The following is a 16,133-nucleotide window of genomic DNA, read 5'->3' on the forward strand; positions in this document are numbered from 1 at the left end:
GCGCCGCTGAAAGCTGGGGCAAGCTCCAGAAGAACGCCACCCCAGCTAAGCAAGGATCAGCTAACGAGCTGCCGGAAGCGCTCAAATAGCAGCCGAAACTCCCCAGGGTAGGGTTGCTCCTCGTCTTCGTTATCGAGCCTATTCGGGTCGGCAGGGGTATGTGCTGTAATGACCTCATCGACGAGTGCTGAAAGATCGCTGTCGTCGAGGAGGAGTACGAACTCATGGCGACTAAGCGCTGTGTCCCTGCAGCGTTGGAGGAAGTGTTCCTTGTCCGTGAGGGATCGGCATAGCAGCAGTCCCACCTTTCCGCGTAGTGGTGAGAACCTGCCGCAAAGCTGATCCAGCTCGGGATTCCCGAGCTCGGAATTGTAATTCTTGCATTCGACGAATACGTGCGAGCTCGGATGGCCTTGTCGTGTTATCCATCCGAAAAATCCTTCAGTTGAGTTGTTCGTGTATGTGATATCAACTCGCTTTCGAGTTTGATCCAAGGGGTGTTCGACAACCGGATAGGTCAGCCAAGGGTAGAAGATCGCACTAAGGAGTGCGTGTACCCTGTGATGATAGATAGTGGCATTCTCGGCGCCTGGGGGCGTGTCAAGTACTTCGTTCAGAAGGTTCCGGTAACTTACCGGTTTGGTCCCAGTGGCCTGGCTCAGCGCATCGTGATCGAGAGGAGGGGATGGCTTCTTGCGCTTTTCTTCCTTGTAGTCGCGGAGAACTTGAGAGCGGGTCAACGTCAGGTCTACCATCCTTTCTTTGCCGCCGCCATACTCCTTTTCGACGTCTATCTTGGTTACAAATTTGCGCCCCGTCTTAGCGGTTTGGACTAGCTTGCTGCCGGGCTTGTCGAGTTCCTCGTCCTGCAGTGTCGGCGCCAAATGGTTCCTAAAGTATTCCTCCTTGGTCAAGTGCAGGTCGTGGCGGACGATTACTTTGGGTACCAAGAGCAGGGGGCTTCCTGGTACCAGCATGCGAGTATTTCCCTCTTCCCATTCGCAAGTTGAGTGATTCCAAACGAGTCCACTGTACATGCCGTCTTTAAGTTCCATGCCGTAGATCGAGGCCATTGACTGCGTGTACGAGATCAGCATCCCGCGAATAATGTTCGTGGTCACATCTGAGATGATGTCCTTACCGATTCCTTCTATGAATAGGGCCGTATCTTCTAGATCCTCAAGCAGGCCAGTCTCTGCCGCCCGGCTTACTACCAGGTTATTGGTTATGCGTTGCACGAGATAAGGGCCCAGGCCTCGACCGCGTGACTTCCCTTTTGACAGGCCGAAGTGTGTCTCGTTCGGCTCCTGAAGCCGCACAAGGAGCTCGCGGAGCCTGCCCTGGTCGCCAGCATTAATTGCGTCCACCACACTATGAAAGAAAGTCGAAAGCATCGTGTGGCACTGGCTTGACCATTCGTCTGGAAGATTTTTTAGGGTGCTCGGATCGATATAGACCGGGGTGTCTTTTTCTACATCCACGTCGACGAAGTCGAGAGTCGGCTGCGCTCGCCTCAGCTTGTAATATTCGGAAACACGCATTGACGCCCCCAGGTTCGTCGACCGGTCTTCCGCAGATCGGCATCGATACCCAGGCCCGGATTTCTGTACGCTCAACTGCGCCATGTTGGCCGAAAGTAGGTTCAGGACGGGTCTGCAGGCGGGCGAAGGCGTCGGCGCTGTCCGGCGCGGCCTGGGTTCTCGAACGAGCAGGGCCTGCAGCAGATTGCCTGCGGCGGATGCGCTGGTCAGCCACCCGTCAGCAGCCACCACTCCCCATGGCCCCCTGGTACATCTGGACCTCTACCCGTGGCAAGGCTGCATTGCATGGCTGTTGCTGCTTTCCGCCACTCGCGATCAGATCCACGACTTCACTGCAGTCCGGCCCGTTGCACCTGTGCCAACCAGTCAGGGATGCGCCTAGGTAGCGCGCGTGACAGCTGCCTTGTAAGTTCGTTCGGCGACGTGTCGTAGCACTCCGAATTGAGGATGACGAAGTCGGGTTGGGCCGCTCGGGGCTGCCACTGTCCACAGTCGTTGATGTCAGTTGTGGATGTCAGAACGGGAGCATGTCCGGTGCCTCAGAGATCCGACGGGCGTACTCGTCTACGGCTTGCGACGGAACGCCCTGGGCATCTTCATCGCGCAGTGCTTCGACGAGAGCGATCGGCATCGCCTTGTCGTACTCACTCGGGTCTATGGCCACGGACGCAGGCGATCAGGGCGAAGCGAAGGCGTCAAGGCCAGCCCCGCGCTCTGAGCTTGGGAATCACTGGTGGCACCTAGCACTTTGGGGCTCTGAACAGGAGGAACGGTCATCGGGGACTCTGCCTAGTGTCCTCGCATTGAACCGCTGTTGACCGCGACTCCCAGCTTCATCTGGTGCCTTTCTGGTGCGGCCGTCGGCCAGCGGTACTGCCCCGGCAGTCAGGGCGGGCGAATCAGCACTCGCTCCTGCGCGGTGCAAGGCAGGTGGCGGTGGTGGGCAGCACGGCTGCGCTAGTTGGTGTCTGCGCCTCGGCGAGATGTGGCAAGGAGGCGCGAAGGACTTCGCTGGCACGGAATAATGCAGGGGGTTGTGTTGCCAGTGCCCGATAGCAACCAGGGGGAGATGTGGAATATCAGCTAGTGTTGGCAACCTGGGGGCTGTTTGTTGCAACAGCACTCCTGTTTGTGGTCACCGCCATTCCGGCGATTGGGCAATTTCTTGATTGGCGGAACAAGAAGAGAGCTTTGGCATCTTCAATGCTTCCTGTTTTGCACGGCATCAAGAATCAAGTAAGTGATCTTCGCGATATGCTGTTGCGTCTGGAGGGCAACCAAGGCGACATAGAGCTCTACGATGCGCTTCACAGTCATGTTGAGGGCCTGTGCGATCGAGTTGCAGCTGTGCAGGACGAGGATGGCGTATCCATTGAGCAGCGGCTGGAGCTGTACGTTTTGAGCTCGCACCTCAACTTCATGGGCTTGCAGCTAGCTCTTCTATCTGAACAGGGAGGGGCATCCGGAGGAGACGAACAGGGGGACGAGCAGGGTGACACCGAAATGGCGGACCTTCTCAGTGAAGAGGAGAGGGGGCGCAGAGCAGTAGCCTCTGCTCAGGCATCTCTTGTATCCCTGGATCGCCTCGACAGGCTTTTTGCCGGCATCGGGAGAAGATCCAAGGGGCGCACATTTACTGAAGAAATGATGCGACGAGTCGAAGGGGACACGTTGCAGGCTCAAAAGGATTTGGTCGACTTGAGGCACGCTAAGCGGCGATCTCGTCAGACAGGCGGATAGTGCGTGAGAGGTCGGTGGAGTCTCAACCGAGTCAAGAGTGGCCAGCCATCGTCTGGTGCACTTGTTTGGAAGACGCCGTATGCGGATGGCGGCTGACCTGCCAAGCCCTTGACCTGGACGGGAGCGTGGTTGGTGCCGCTGTTCCCCTTGAGTCCCCGATACGTCCCGCTGGATCGGGCACGCAGCGGGCACGGCACACTGGGCGGGTCGGCATCGGCGGTTCTGGCTGGGGGAAGCGTGAGCAAGGGTTGGCCTGAGCGTTGGTGGACGACGGCTCTCGTATCTGTGGCGCTCGCCTGCATCGTGTCCTACGACGTCTGGTGGGTCGCGAGGATCCTTGCGGAGCCAGTCTTGGACTGGTGGGATCTCCTCGGGCCATGTCTGGGAGGAACCTGGCTCGCGCTCTTGGCGGTGTCGACCGCCCACCGTGCGATCACCCTCCGCAGGAGCACACGAGCCGCAGATGCTGAGACGCAGGCCGGCCACTGAGTTCATGCCAGGACTACGGACCACGCGGTTCTCTCCCACGAAGGTCGGTGGAGCGGCTTTGGGCGGGAGCTGCCATGGGGCGAGAGATCGGGGCCCGTACGCTGGTCAGCGAAATCGGGCAGTCTGTGGACCTGCCCGGTAATGGCCCGATGTGGGCCCCGATCTTCGAGGCTCGCCCCATGGTGGCTGCCTAAAGCCGTGGAGCCGACCTGGCCCAGCCACAGCGGGCTACCGTCCACGGCATCAGGTGTGCTCGCTCTAGCCGCGCGGCCGGCGGAGCCGGGGCCCGGAGCGGGGCGGAGACAGGAGCGTCGGGGCCCGGCGCTCGAGCCGGGGCCGCGCGCGGCGAGCGGAGCGAGCCGCCTTGAACCCGTGAAGAAGATTGTTACTCAGCGGCTATTGGGATCGTCTAAAACTGCCGATCATCGTTGAGGTGCTGCTGACCCGCTACGCGAAGTGCCTCGACGGACGGCAGGACGTGGCCAACCGGCGTATCGAGGATCTGCTCCGCGAATACGAGTGAGACACCCTGCACCCCACCGAGGCCCCGGGTAACTTGTCCGGGGCCTCTCTCGTCATGAGCCCCACCTGCTGCGACGCTTTGAGCCGAGAGCGGACGAGGGGGAACTCGTGGAGCTGAAGGTCACGCGCTGGAAGCGATACGGACATGATCGCCTGTACGCGAACCTGACTGAAGGCACGGCGGTCGGTTGGGCGGATGTGAAGACTCGGGCCATCACGGTCCTGGTCGCCGAGTATCGCGACGACGTGATCGCCGTGCTGAGTGATCACTTACGGAACAAACCCGAACCGGTCGCGCCGCAGAAGACGCCGCCCAGGACGTCCAAGGCTGCGGGGCCCCCGCTGCTGCCGCCTCTGACGGCGGCCGACGACCTGTCCACGAACCGTCCCGGTGAGTCTCTGCTCCACAAATCCGGACCAGGCCTGATCAAGCGAGTCGTCTTACAGCTCCTGCGGCGCCCCGCCGAGTGGGACTCCTGGCGGAAGGGTCTGGCGGGGGAGCAGCGGGTGGGAGCCGAGCTGAACCGCTTGGAGCGGCACGGCTGGCGCGTCCTGCATTCCATCCTCCTGGCCGACAAGGTCGACGTGGACCATTTGCTGATCGGGCCCGGTGGCGTGTTCAGCATCAACACGAAACACCATCACAGAAGGGCTGTGTGGGTCGGCGACGACTCCGTGAAGGTGGGTCACGGAAAGCCGGCGCCCTATGCGCGTAAGAGCAGGGCTGAGGCCAAGCGGGTAGCCCGAGTGCTTGAGCGCTACTGCGGCTTTCCCGTCCCGGTGGAGCCGGTGCTCGTCTTCGTCGGTGTGACCGATCTGAAGGTGGTTGCCACACAGCTCAGTGTGCGCGTGTACCAGGAGCGTCAGGTGGCGGCGCTGGCGCCGCTCTCCGGGGTGCTGACGGCCGAGCAGGTCGAGCAGGTGTACAGCGTCGCTCGCCATCGACAGGCTTGGAGCCAGGTTCCGCCGGCGGCGACATGACCTTGCTCGTGTTTGAGGGCTGTGGCGTGATGCCAGCGGCCTCGTCGTTTCCTTGGCCCGTCAAGCAGGCCGGGTCGCCCGGGTCTGTTCGGAGGAGAGTAGACGTTCAAGGTTTTTCCGCTCGCCATCGAGCGCGGCGAGTATCCGTGTGCAGGTGCGTTCGAAGTCGGGCTCGACCTCGACACCGAGGTCATGGCGCAGAGTGACCCGCAGCAGATATACCCCGTCGGACATTGGACCGCTGAACCAAGCTTTGGCACGGCTGTACGCCTCGTCCGGGTGAGGACTGTTCGGCAACTGCTTGACTACGGAATACCCGACGCCGAGCGCCCTGTTGAGGATCGAAACAATCTCGTGGACATACTTCGGCAGCGCCATCTGCGCCGAAGAGTATTGCTCCAACCAAGCGTCCCTGGCGGTGTCAAGGACTGCTGGCTCGACGGTTTCACCACGCTCGGCAGCTCGGACGGAGTCTCGGGCAGCGACCCGGTAGGCGCGAGCCGTAGTGTTCAGGCGGGCATAGAGATCCCGCCTGGCTTCCTGCGCTCGGTCGTGACGGTCCTCCGCTCGTTCACGATCCGCGCGCTGGTTCTGCTCCCGGGTGACGCGCTGGCTGAGCAGCGCTCCGCCCAGAGTTCCGCCGAGCGTTCCTCCGACGCCGATGAGCGCAACTGCAAGCGTGGTCACGTCCACGAGATCCCCCACCTCGTCCGATCATTTGCCCGCCGGCGGCGGTCGTCAGTCTTCCCACCCTCGACGTTGTCCACTACCGGGACGACGATAGCGAGCGGCGCGGCTGCTCGACTTCGATGCGCTGCGCCACCTGCGGGAATGCCTCAAGATCCCGTCCACGCCTCGTCCACAGACCCCGACATACGCCCGCTCCGGGCCGCATACGCCTGCACAAGCAAAAGACCCCGGCCTCTGCGTTTCCGCTGGTGACGGGGTCTTTGGGCACCTCATACAGGGTGCCCCCGGCAGGATTCGAACCTGCGCACACGGCTCCGGAGGCCGTTGCTCTATCCCCTGAGCTACGGGGGCGTCCGCCGCTCTCGGCGGCGACGGGTAGAACCCTACCAGCTCCGGCGGGGTGCCCGTGAACAGGTATTTCCAACCGGGGTTCGGGGCGTCGGGGCCGAGTTGGCGGACGCTGCCGGCGGCTCCACGACCCTGGCCGTAGCCGTAGCCGTAGCCGTAGCCGTAGCCGTAGCCGTAGCCGTAGCCCGCCCGGCGTGCGCCCGCGCTTCGTCGCGGACGGTCCCCCCGGGGCGGTCCGCCCCGTCGGCCCCGTGCCGCCCCTGCCCGTCCTTCCCGACGCGCACGGAGGGAGGGTACGCAGGGGCGGCGCCCGGCGGCGCCGCGGGCTGCGCCGCGCTGACCCGCACCGCCCGGAGCGGTGCGGGTCAGCGTGGCGCGCCCGTTCCTCCAGCTCCCAGGTGCCCGCCCGTGGTTTCGGCCCCGCTCCAGGCCCCGCTCCCGCCTCCACCCCCACCGTCCGTTCGACGGCCGCTGCCGTGTCCCACCCGTGAACGTCATCCCCGCTCCGCCCGTCCCCCGCAAGGGTGGGGCGGGGGCCCGTCGTTTCCCCCGCAGGGGTCGGAAGTGGGGAAAAGCCGGACGCAGCCCCCTCGGCGGACCTACTCTCGAGTTGTGTCAGGCGTGTCCGGCCGGGTCCTTGTCGTCGACGACAACAGGGTCATTCGGCAGTTGATCAGGGTCAATCTCGAGCTGGAGGGCTTCGAGGTCGTGACCGCGGCCGATGGTGCCGAGTGCCTGGAGGTCGTCCACCAGGTCCGCCCCGACGTGATCACCCTCGATGTGGTCATGCCCAGGCTCGACGGCCTGCGGACGGCCGCCCGACTGCGCTCCGACCCCCGGACCAGACGCCTCCCGGTTGCGATCATCAGCGCGTGCACCCAGTACGAGGTCGACACCGGTGTCGCCGCCGGCGTCGACGCGTTCCTCGCGAAGCCCTTCGAGCCGACCGAGCTGGTCCGGCTCGTCCGGCAGTTGATGCATCGGGAGGGTCCGCCGTCAGTAGACGGCTGGCATGGTGCCGGGAGGGCCGGGAGCACGCGCGGCTGACCGCATGGCGAAACCTGTTCGCGATCACACCCCCTCCCTCCCATAGGCTTGACCCGTGACCCCCGCCGACCTCTCCCGTACCGTGCTGAGCGCCGTGCGCCGCGCGGTCGAAGAGGGTGCCCTGGAGGTGGCGGTACCCGAGCGGGTGAAGGTCGAGCGGTCCCGCCCCGGCGGGCAGGGGGACTACGCCACCAGCGTCGCACTGCGGCTCGCCGGCCCCGCGGGACGGCGGCCGCGTGATGTCGCCGAGGTCCTGCGTTCCCGGCTCAGTAACGCCCCCGGCATCGCACGGGTCGAGATCACCGGCCCCGGGTTCCTCAACTTCACGCTCGGTCGGGAAGCCGGTGCGGCCGTCATCGGGACCGTACGGGAGCAGGGCCTGCGGTACGGCCACGGCCTTGGCCTCGCCGGCACCCGGGTCGCCTTCGCGCCCGTCGCGGAGCTGCGCGCCGAGGTCCTCACCACCACGGTCGTGTGCCTGCTGCGGACCCAGGGCGCCGACGCCGTGATCGAGCCGGCGGGGAGGGAACGCGTCGCGGTGGTGCCCGCCGGGGGAGTTCCCGAGGGTCTCGGTGCGGACGCCCTGCGCTGGGCGCTGCTCCGCCCCGCCGCCCACGATCGTCCCCACCTGGGTGACGCCCTGCTCGTCCAGCGTGAGGGCAACCCCCTCTTCCGGGTCCGCTACGCCCATGCCCGCAGCCGTGCGCTGCTGCGGGGCGCCGCACGGCTCGGTTTCACCGCGGCCCCCTGTGCCCCGGTCGACGCGCCCGCCCTGCTGGCCGCCGTGGGCGCGTACCCCGCCGTCCTCGACTCGGCCGCCCGCCTCCGCGCCCCCGACCGGGTCGCCCGGCACCTCGAATCCACAGCTGACGCCCTGCTCGCCTTCCAGCACTCCGCGCTGCCCGTCGGTGACGAGAAACCCTCGGCCGCCCACCGTTCCCGGCTCGCCCTCGCCGAAGCCGCCGGGACGGTGCTCGCCGGCGGCCTGGCCCTCCTCGGCATCAGCGCACCCGAACACCTGTAGATGTGAGAGAAGAAGATGAGCCGTTCCGCACACCCCGCCGGGCCCCGCTACGCCGACGTCCTGCCCGAGGGCCACTACACCGCTCCGCCGGCTGATCTCAACGCCCTCGACACGAAGGTCTGGTCCCGGACCGTCGCTAGGAACGAGGACGGGGCCGTCACCGTGGGGGGGATCGAAGTCGCCGCGCTCGCCGAGGAGTTCGGCACGCCGGCCTACGTCGTCGACGAAGTCGACTTCCGTGCCCGCTGCCGGGCGTGGGCCGGCGCCTTCGGCAAGGACGCGGACGTCTTCTACGCGGGGAAGGCCTTCCTGAGCCGGGCTGTGGTGCGCTGGTTGAACGAGGAGGGACTCAACCTCGACGTGTGTTCCGGCGGCGAGCTCACCACCGCCCTCGACGCGGGGATGCCCGCCGAGCGCATCGCGTTCCACGGCAACAACAAGTCCGCCGACGAGATCGAGAAGGCCGTGCGCGCGGGGGTCGGGCGCATCGTCCTCGACTCGTTCCAGGAGATCGCGCGCGTCGCCCACGTCGCACAGTCGCTGGGCAGGCGTCAGCGGGTCCAGATCCGGGTCACCGTCGGCGTCGAGGCGCACACGCACGAGTTCATCGCCACCGCCCACGAGGACCAGAAGTTCGGGCTTGCGCTGGCCGGTGGGCAGGCCGCCGAAGGGGTGCGGCGCGCGCTCCGGCTCGACGGCCTCGAGCTCATCGGCATCCACAGCCACATCGGCTCGCAGATCTTCGACACCTCCGGTTTCGAGGTGGCCGCCCACCGGGTCGTGGGTCTGCTCAAGGCGATCCGCGACGAGCACGGGGTCGAGCTGCCGGAGATCGACCTCGGCGGTGGCCTCGGCATCGCCTACACCTCCGACGACGATCCGCGCGAGCCGCACGAGATCGCCAAGGCGCTGAACGAGATCGTCACCCGGGAGTGCGAGGCGGCGGGGCTCTCCACCCCGCGGATCTCCGTGGAGCCGGGCCGCGCCATCGTCGGGCCGACCGCGTTCACGCTGTACGAGGTCGGCACGATCAAGCCGCTCGCGGGACTGCGCACCTACGTGAGCGTCGACGGCGGCATGTCCGACAACATCCGTACGGCCCTGTACGACGCCGAGTACAGCGTGGCGCTGGTCTCGCGCACGAGCGACGCCGAGCCGATGCTCGTCCGCGTCGTCGGCAAGCACTGCGAGAGCGGTGACATCGTCGTGCGCGACGCCTTCCTGCCCTCCGACCTGGCGCCCGGTGACCTGATCGCGGTGCCCGCCACCGGGGCTTACTGTCGCTCGATGGCCAGCAACTACAACCACGCACTCCGTCCGCCCGTGGTCGCCGTGCGCGACGGCGAGGCGCGGGTGATCGTCCGGCGTGAGACGGAGGAGGATCTCCTGCGTCTCGATGTCGGCTGATGAAATACGCGTCTCACGATACGGACAGGGGATAGAAACCCCCGTGCGGTGGGTGAGACTGGTTCGCATTCAGCTTTATGAAGGAAACGAGGTCGGATGATGCGTACGCGTCCGCTGAAGGTGGCGCTGCTGGGCTGTGGAGTGGTCGGCTCAGAGGTGGCGCGCATCATGACGACGCACGCCGACGACCTCGCGGCGCGGATCGGGGCCCCGGTGGAGCTCGCCGGGGTCGCCGTCCGCCGTCCTTCCAAGGTCCGTGCGGGCGTCCCGCAGGAGCTGATCACCACCGATGCCCGGGCGCTCGTCGAGCGCGGCGACCTCGACGTCGTGGTGGAGGTCATCGGCGGCATCGAGCCCGCACGCAGCCTCATCACCACCGCCTTCGAGCACGGTGCCTCCGTCGTTTCGGCGAACAAGGCGTTGCTCGCCGAAGACGGCGCGACGCTGTACGCCGCGGCGGAGAAACACGGCCGGGACCTGTACTTCGAGGCGGCCGTCGCGGGCGCGATCCCGCTGATCAGGCCACTGCGCGAGTCCCTCGCGGGGGACAAGGTCAACCGCGTCCTCGGCATCGTCAACGGTACGACGAACTTCATCCTCGACAAGATGGACACGTCCGGCGCCGGCTACTCCGAGGCGCTCGACGAGGCGACCGCCCTCGGCTACGCGGAGGCCGACCCGACCGCCGACGTGGAGGGCTTCGACGCCGCGGCCAAGGCCGCGATCCTCGCCGGCATCGCCTTCCACACGCGGGTCCGCCTCGACGACGTGTACCGCGAGGGCATGACGGAGGTCACGGCGGCGGACTTCGCCTCCGCCAAGCAGATGGGCTGCACCATCAAGCTGCTGGCGATCTGCGAGCGGGCGGCGGACGGCAGGTCGGTGACGGCCCGCGTGCACCCCGCGATGATTCCGCTCACCCACCCGTTGGCCTCCGTGCGCGAGGCGTACAACGCGGTCTTCGTCGAGGCCGAGGCGGCCGGACGCCTGATGTTCTACGGACCGGGCGCCGGTGGCTCCCCGACCGCGTCGGCGGTGCTGGGCGACCTGGTCGCGGTCTGTCGCAACAAGCTCGCCGGTGCCACCGGCCCGGGCGAGTCCGTGTACACACAGCTGCCCGTGAGCCCCATGGGCGAGGTCGTGACGCGTTACCACATCAGCCTCGACGTGGCCGACAAGCCGGGCGTGCTCGCCCAGGTGGCGACGGTCTTCGCCGAGCACGGCGTATCCATCGACACGGTGCGCCAGACGGGTAAGGACGGCGAGGCTTCGCTCGTCGTCGTCACCCATCGTGCGCAGGACGCCGCCCTCACGGGGACGGTCGACGCGCTGCGTAAGCTCGACACCGTGCGCGGAGTCGCCAGCATCATGCGGGTTGAAGGAGAGTAGGGACCCATGAGCACTCGCACCCACCAGTGGCGCGGCATCATCGAGGAGTACCGTGACCGGCTTCCGGTGACGGACGCGACGCCCGTCGTCACGCTCGGCGAGGGTGGCACGCCACTCGTACCCGCCCAGTCCCTGTCCGAGGCCACGGGCTGTGAGGTGCATCTCAAGGTCGAGGGCGCGAACCCGACCGGGTCCTTCAAGGACCGCGGCATGACGATGGCGATCAGCAAGGCCAAGGAGGAGGGCGCGAAGGCCGTCATCTGCGCCTCCACCGGCAATACGTCGGCCTCCGCGGCGGCGTACGGCGGCCGCGCCGGGATGGTCTCCGCGGTCCTGGTGCCGCAGGGCAAGATCGCGATGGGCAAGCTGGGTCAGGCGCTGGTGCACGGGGCGAAGATCCTGCAGGTCGACGGCAACTTCGACGACTGCCTGGTGCTGGCCCGCCGTCTGTCGGAGAACTATCCGGTGGCGCTGGTCAATTCGGTGAACCCGGTGCGCATCGAGGGGCAGAAGACCGCCTCGTTCGAGATCGTCGACGCCCTCGGCGACGCGCCGGACGTGCACGTGCTGCCCGTCGGCAACGCCGGCAACATCACGGCCTACTGGAAGGGCTACAAGGAGTACGCCGCGGACGGAGCGTCCACGCGCACCCCGCGGATGTGGGGCTTCCAGGCCTCCGGCTCCGCCCCCATCGTGCGCGGAGAGGTGGTCAAGGACCCTTCGACCATCGCCACGGCGATCCGGATCGGCAACCCGGCGTCCTGGGAGTTCGCGCTCGCGGCCCGGGAGGAGTCCGGCGGCTTCATCGACGAGGTGACCGACCGTCAGATCCTGCGGGCCTACAGGCTTTTGGCCTCGCGCGAAGGCGTCTTCGTGGAGCCGGCCTCGGCCGCGTCGGTGGCCGGGCTGCTGAAGGCGGCCGAGGAGGGCAGGGTCGATCCGGGCCAGAAGATCGTGTGCACGGTCACGGGCAACGGGCTCAAGGACCCGGACTGGGCGGTCGCCGGGGCGCCCCAACCGGTCACCGTGCCGGTGGACGCCGCCGTGGCGGCAGAGCGGCTCGGTCTCGCGTAGCAGCCGGAACCATCCGTAGGCGCGTCAAACCCTCCCAAGCGGCCGTAAAGGCACACAGGGAGGGCGGGGGCGCGCGAAGCGGGTGGCCGAGTGGTGGCGATCTGTGGTTGGGCGTGCGACACGCATCGTGCGCCTCCCGTGCGCCCTGTGTCGCCAGGCAGCGTTCCTTCGATACGCTGTACCGAACCCGCCACGCCGCATATGCCGCGGCGCCGCTGCCCTGACGGCCCGGGTCTTCCTGTTTTCATCAGACATCTCGCCGATCAGAGCCGTTGAGCACGGATTACCGAAGATCAGCACGAATCAGAACCAAGGAGTGTCGTCGAGCGATGGCCGGTCCTGCATTCCGCGCCGCCGCCGTCCGGGTGCGCGTTCCCGCCACGAGTGCCAACCTCGGGCCGGGCTTCGATGCCTTCGGCCTGTCGCTGGGGCTGTACGACGACGTCGTCGTCCGGGTCGCGGATTCCGGTCTGCACATCGACATCGCCGGTGAGGGCGCCGAGACCCTGCCCCGGGACGAGAGCCACCTGCTCGTACGCTCGCTGCGCACGGCGTTCGACCTGCTCGGGGGGCAGCCCCGTGGCCTGGAGGTCGTCTGCGCCAACCGGATCCCGCACGGGCGTGGCCTCGGCTCGTCGTCGGCCGCCATCTGCGCCGGGATCGTCGCGGCGCGGGCGGTGACGATAGGGGGCGATACGCGGCTCGACGATGCCGCGCTGCTGGAGCTCGCCACCGAGATCGAGGGTCATCCGGACAACGTGGCCGCCTGTCTGCTCGGCGGTTTCACCCTCGCCTGGACGGATGCCGGTGCGGCGCGCGCCATCAGGATGGAGCCGTCGGATTCCATCGTTCCGGTGGTTTTCGTGCCGGGGAAGCCGGTGCTGACCGAGACCGCCCGCGGGCTTCTGCCGCGTACGGTGCCGCACGTGGACGCCGCGGTCAACGCGGGCCGGGCGGCGCTGCTCGTCGAAGCCCTCACCCGGCGCCCGGAGCTGCTGCTGCCCGCGACGGAGGACCGCCTCCACCAGGAGTACCGGGCCCCTGCGATGCCGCAGAGCGTGGAACTCGTGAACAGACTGCGCGCGGACGGGGTCCCGGCCGTCATCTCCGGTGCGGGCCCCACGGTGCTGGCACTGGCCGAGGACGGCGCGGCGGACAAGGTCGCGCGCCTCGCGGGGGAGGGCTGGGCGGCGAACAGGCTGGCCCTGGACTCCGCGGGGGCGAGCGTCCTGCCGCTTGCCTCGTAGCGACACGGGATTACCGGTGATGGAGAGGGGGAATGTTTGTTGGAGCCGGTAGTGTTAACCTCAAGTACGCAGCGCTCATTCTTGTGGCGCGGTGCTTCGTGTCCCTTTCCGGGACCAACCATTCTTCCGGGAGCCTCCCCGACTGCCTGAGCAGCCTGCCTGAGCAGTTTCGAGCACGCTCCGGAACCGGCACGACACCCCTCGCTTTTCCCAAGGAGAGGGCCGAGCAGGGGGAACTCGGGCCGGGCTTGCACGTACATCCCTTCCGCCGTACCCGGCGGGACCACCGCCCCGGCTTCGGTCCGTAAGATCACGGGCCGCCGTCGGACAGCACAACCGGTCGCCGAGCCAGAAGGCCGACGTCCGCTCCAGGGAAGGACCCTTCGTGAGCGACACCACCGATCTGATGGGCGTGACTGCCGACAACAGTGTCGACGCCGCCGCGCCCGCCGCAGGTGCTGCCTCCGGCACCACCTCACGGCGCCGCCGTTCCGGCACCGGCCTCGAGGGCATGGTCCTGGCCGAGCTGCAGCAGGTCGCGTCCGGCCTCGGCATCAGGGGCACCGCGCGGATGCGCAAGAGCCAGCTGATCGAGGTCATCAAGGAAGCGCAGGCCGCGGGCTCCGGCGGAGGCGGGGCGTCCAAGGGCGCCGAGGCGGGTAGCGGCGCGGCCGAGACCAAGCCGAAGCGCCGCGCCACCTCCAAGGCCCGTACGGGTGAGAGCGCCCCGGCGACTGAGGAGAAGGCCGAGAAGGCCGTCACCCAGCAGCAGATCGACATCCCCGGTCAACCGGCCAGCGACGACCAGCCGGTCGGCGAGCGGCGTCGGCGCCGTGCCACCTCGCCCGCGGGTAGCCCGGAAGGCGAGGCGAAGGCCGAGGCGAAGGGCGACCTCAAGACCGAGGTGCGTGCCGAGGCCAAGACCGAGGCGCAGCCCGAAGCCAAGGCCGAGGCGGCCACGGACACGGCCGAGGGCCGCCGTGGCGAGCGCCAGCGTGACCGTGGCGACCGCGGGGACCGCCAGCGTGACCGCCAGCGGGACCGCCGCGGCGGCAAGGGCGGCGACGACCAGCAGGGCGGCCAGCGCCAGCAGCAGGGCGGCGGCCAGCAGCGGCAGGGCGGCGGCCAGGACGACTTCGATGACGAGGCGGGTGGCCGGCGTGGCCGCCGGGGCCGCTACCGCGACCGTCGCGGCCGCCGTGGCCGCGATGAGTTCGGCGGTGAGCCGCAGCTCGCCGAGGACGACGTCCTGATCCCCGTCGCGGGCATCCTCGACATCCTCGACAACTACGCGTTCATCCGGACTTCCGGATACCTGCCCGGTCCGAACGACGTGTACGTGTCCCTGGCTCAGGTCCGCAAGAACGGCCTGCGCAAGGGTGACCACGTCACCGGCGCGGTCCGCCAGCCCAAGGAGGGCGAGCGCCGCGAGAAGTTCAATGCGCTGGTCCGTCTGGACTCCGTCAACGGCATGGCGCCCGAATCGGGCCGTGGCCGCCCGGAGTTCAACAAGCTGACGCCGCTGTACCCGCAGGACCGGCTCCGTCTGGAGACCGATCCCGGCGTGCTGACCACGCGCATCATCGACCTGGTGTCGCCGATCGGCAAGGGCCAGCGAGGCCTGATCGTGGCCCCGCCGAAGACCGGCAAGACCATGATCATGCAGGCGATCGCCAACGCGATCACCCACAACAACCCCGAGTGCCACCTGATGGTCGTCCTCGTCGACGAGCGTCCGGAAGAGGTCACCGACATGCAGCGGTCGGTCAAGGGCGAGGTCATCTCCTCGACCTTCGACCGCCCGGCCGAGGACCACACCACGGTCGCCGAACTGGCCATCGAGCGCGCCAAGCGCCTGGTGGAGCTGGGTCACGACGTGGTCGTCCTGCTCGACTCGATCACCCGTCTGGGCCGTGCGTACAACCTGGCGGCCCCGGCCTCCGGCCGCATCCTGTCCGGTGGTGTCGACTCGACCGCGCTCTACCCGCCGAAGCGCTTCTTCGGTGCTGCGCGCAACATCGAGGACGGCGGGTCGCTGACCATCCTGGCCACCGCGCTGGTCGACACCGGCTCGCGCATGGACGAGGTGATCTTCGAGGAGTTCAAGGGCACCGGCAACATGGAGCTCAAGCTCGACCGGAAGCTCGCCGACAAGCGCATCTTCCCCGCGGTGGACGTCGACGCGTCCGGCACCCGCAAGGAGGAGATCCTGCTGAGCGGCGAGGAGCTCTCCATCGTCTGGAAGTTGCGGCGGGTGCTGCACGCGCTCGACCAGCAGCAGGCGATCGAGCTGCTGCTCGACAAGATGAAGCAGACGAAGTCGAACGCCGAGTTCCTGCTGCAGATCCAGAAGACGACGCCGACGCCGGGCAACGGCGACTGACGTCACATCAGTACGCAATTCCGTACGCGAGGGCCCGCCCCGTCACCCCTGAGGTGACGGGGCGGTCTCGTTTCCCGGGCGCCCCCACAAACCACTGGTCAACTACGAATTGACGCACGTATCATCAGCCGGTCGAAGTGGGGGGAATTCCGCTGCGTGGCACGTCCGAGGCTGGGGGCCTCGTGATGCGCGTTGCCCGCATGCCTGTCGTGCCCCACCACTGCCTGAAACTTTCCCGGTGGGGCGGTCGC

12 protein-coding genes and 1 tRNA gene are annotated in these 16,133 nt (G+C 67.4%); 9 read left to right on the forward strand and 4 right to left on the reverse strand.

Translation table 11 applies throughout. The features are described from left to right. Window positions 1-56: 56 nt before the first annotated feature. Window positions 57-1,625: a hypothetical protein gene (locus ACFXOM_RS12895; protein WP_385037903.1), complete on the reverse strand. Its 1,569-nt coding sequence runs from the start codon at window positions 1,623-1,625 to the stop codon at window positions 57-59. A 430-nt stretch (window positions 1,626-2,055) separates the two neighbouring features. Beyond that, entirely contained in the window at window positions 2,056-2,205 is a 150-nt protein-coding gene (locus tag ACFXOM_RS12900; protein WP_385037906.1) for a hypothetical protein, read from the reverse strand. Between the two features lie 407 nt (window positions 2,206-2,612). On the opposite strand from ACFXOM_RS12900, the gene ACFXOM_RS12905 reads away from it, so the two are divergent. Both ACFXOM_RS12905 and ACFXOM_RS12910 read left to right on the forward strand, forming a co-directional pair. Next, a complete protein-coding gene (locus ACFXOM_RS12905; protein ID WP_385037908.1) occupies window positions 2,613-3,281 on the forward strand; it encodes a hypothetical protein in 669 nt (222 codons plus the stop codon). Window positions 3,282-4,400: 1,119 nt separating this feature from the next. After that, window positions 4,401-5,273 (forward strand): nuclease-related domain-containing protein, encoded by an 873-nt coding sequence (locus ACFXOM_RS12910; RefSeq protein WP_385037911.1) that lies wholly within the window; start codon window positions 4,401-4,403, stop codon window positions 5,271-5,273. A 60-nt stretch (window positions 5,274-5,333) separates the two neighbouring features. Here ACFXOM_RS12910 and ACFXOM_RS12915 read toward each other — a convergent pair whose 3' ends face one another. After that, window positions 5,334-5,966 carry a hypothetical protein gene (locus ACFXOM_RS12915; RefSeq protein WP_385037914.1) on the reverse strand — a complete coding sequence of 211 codons (633 nt, stop codon included), beginning with the start codon at window positions 5,964-5,966 and terminating at the stop codon, window positions 5,334-5,336. A gap of 276 nt (window positions 5,967-6,242) precedes the next feature. Continuing rightward, window positions 6,243-6,314: transfer RNA gene (locus ACFXOM_RS12920), tRNA-Arg, on the reverse strand. A gap of 618 nt (window positions 6,315-6,932) precedes the next feature. Between ACFXOM_RS12920 and ACFXOM_RS12925 the strand changes: the two genes are divergently transcribed. From ACFXOM_RS12925 to rho, 7 genes are all read left to right on the forward strand, one after another. Beyond that, the gene (locus tag ACFXOM_RS12925; RefSeq protein ID WP_384938875.1) at window positions 6,933-7,358 is read left to right on the forward strand and encodes a response regulator; all 426 of its coding nucleotides are present in this window, start codon (window positions 6,933-6,935) and stop codon (window positions 7,356-7,358) included. 55 nt (window positions 7,359-7,413) lie between these two features. Further along, entirely contained in the window at window positions 7,414-8,382 is a 969-nt protein-coding gene (nrtL, locus tag ACFXOM_RS12930) for an ArgS-related anticodon-binding protein NrtL (RefSeq protein ID WP_384938819.1), read from the forward strand. Window positions 8,383-8,397: 15 nt separating this feature from the next. Continuing rightward, complete coding sequence (lysA, locus tag ACFXOM_RS12935; protein ID WP_385037917.1) at window positions 8,398-9,789, forward strand: diaminopimelate decarboxylase; 1,392 nt, start codon at window positions 8,398-8,400, stop codon at window positions 9,787-9,789. Window positions 9,790-9,888: 99 nt separating this feature from the next. Next, complete coding sequence (locus tag ACFXOM_RS12940; RefSeq protein ID WP_384938873.1) at window positions 9,889-11,178, forward strand: homoserine dehydrogenase; 1,290 nt, start codon at window positions 9,889-9,891, stop codon at window positions 11,176-11,178. A 6-nt stretch (window positions 11,179-11,184) separates the two neighbouring features. Further along, window positions 11,185-12,252, forward strand: a complete 1,068-nt coding sequence (thrC, locus tag ACFXOM_RS12945; protein WP_384938815.1) for a threonine synthase — start codon at window positions 11,185-11,187, stop codon at window positions 12,250-12,252. Between the two features lie 329 nt (window positions 12,253-12,581). Beyond that, window positions 12,582-13,499: a homoserine kinase gene (thrB, locus tag ACFXOM_RS12950; RefSeq protein WP_384938813.1), complete on the forward strand. Its 918-nt coding sequence runs from the start codon at window positions 12,582-12,584 to the stop codon at window positions 13,497-13,499. A 385-nt stretch (window positions 13,500-13,884) separates the two neighbouring features. Beyond that, window positions 13,885-15,882, forward strand: coding sequence for a transcription termination factor Rho (gene rho, locus ACFXOM_RS12955; protein ID WP_384938811.1), 1,998 nt, complete (start codon window positions 13,885-13,887; stop codon window positions 15,880-15,882). The last annotated feature ends 251 nt before the right edge of the window (window positions 15,883-16,133 follow it).

The organism is Streptomyces sp. NPDC059169 (assembly GCF_042755225.1).
Classification (GTDB): Bacteria; Actinomycetota; Actinomycetes; order Streptomycetales; family Streptomycetaceae; genus Streptomyces.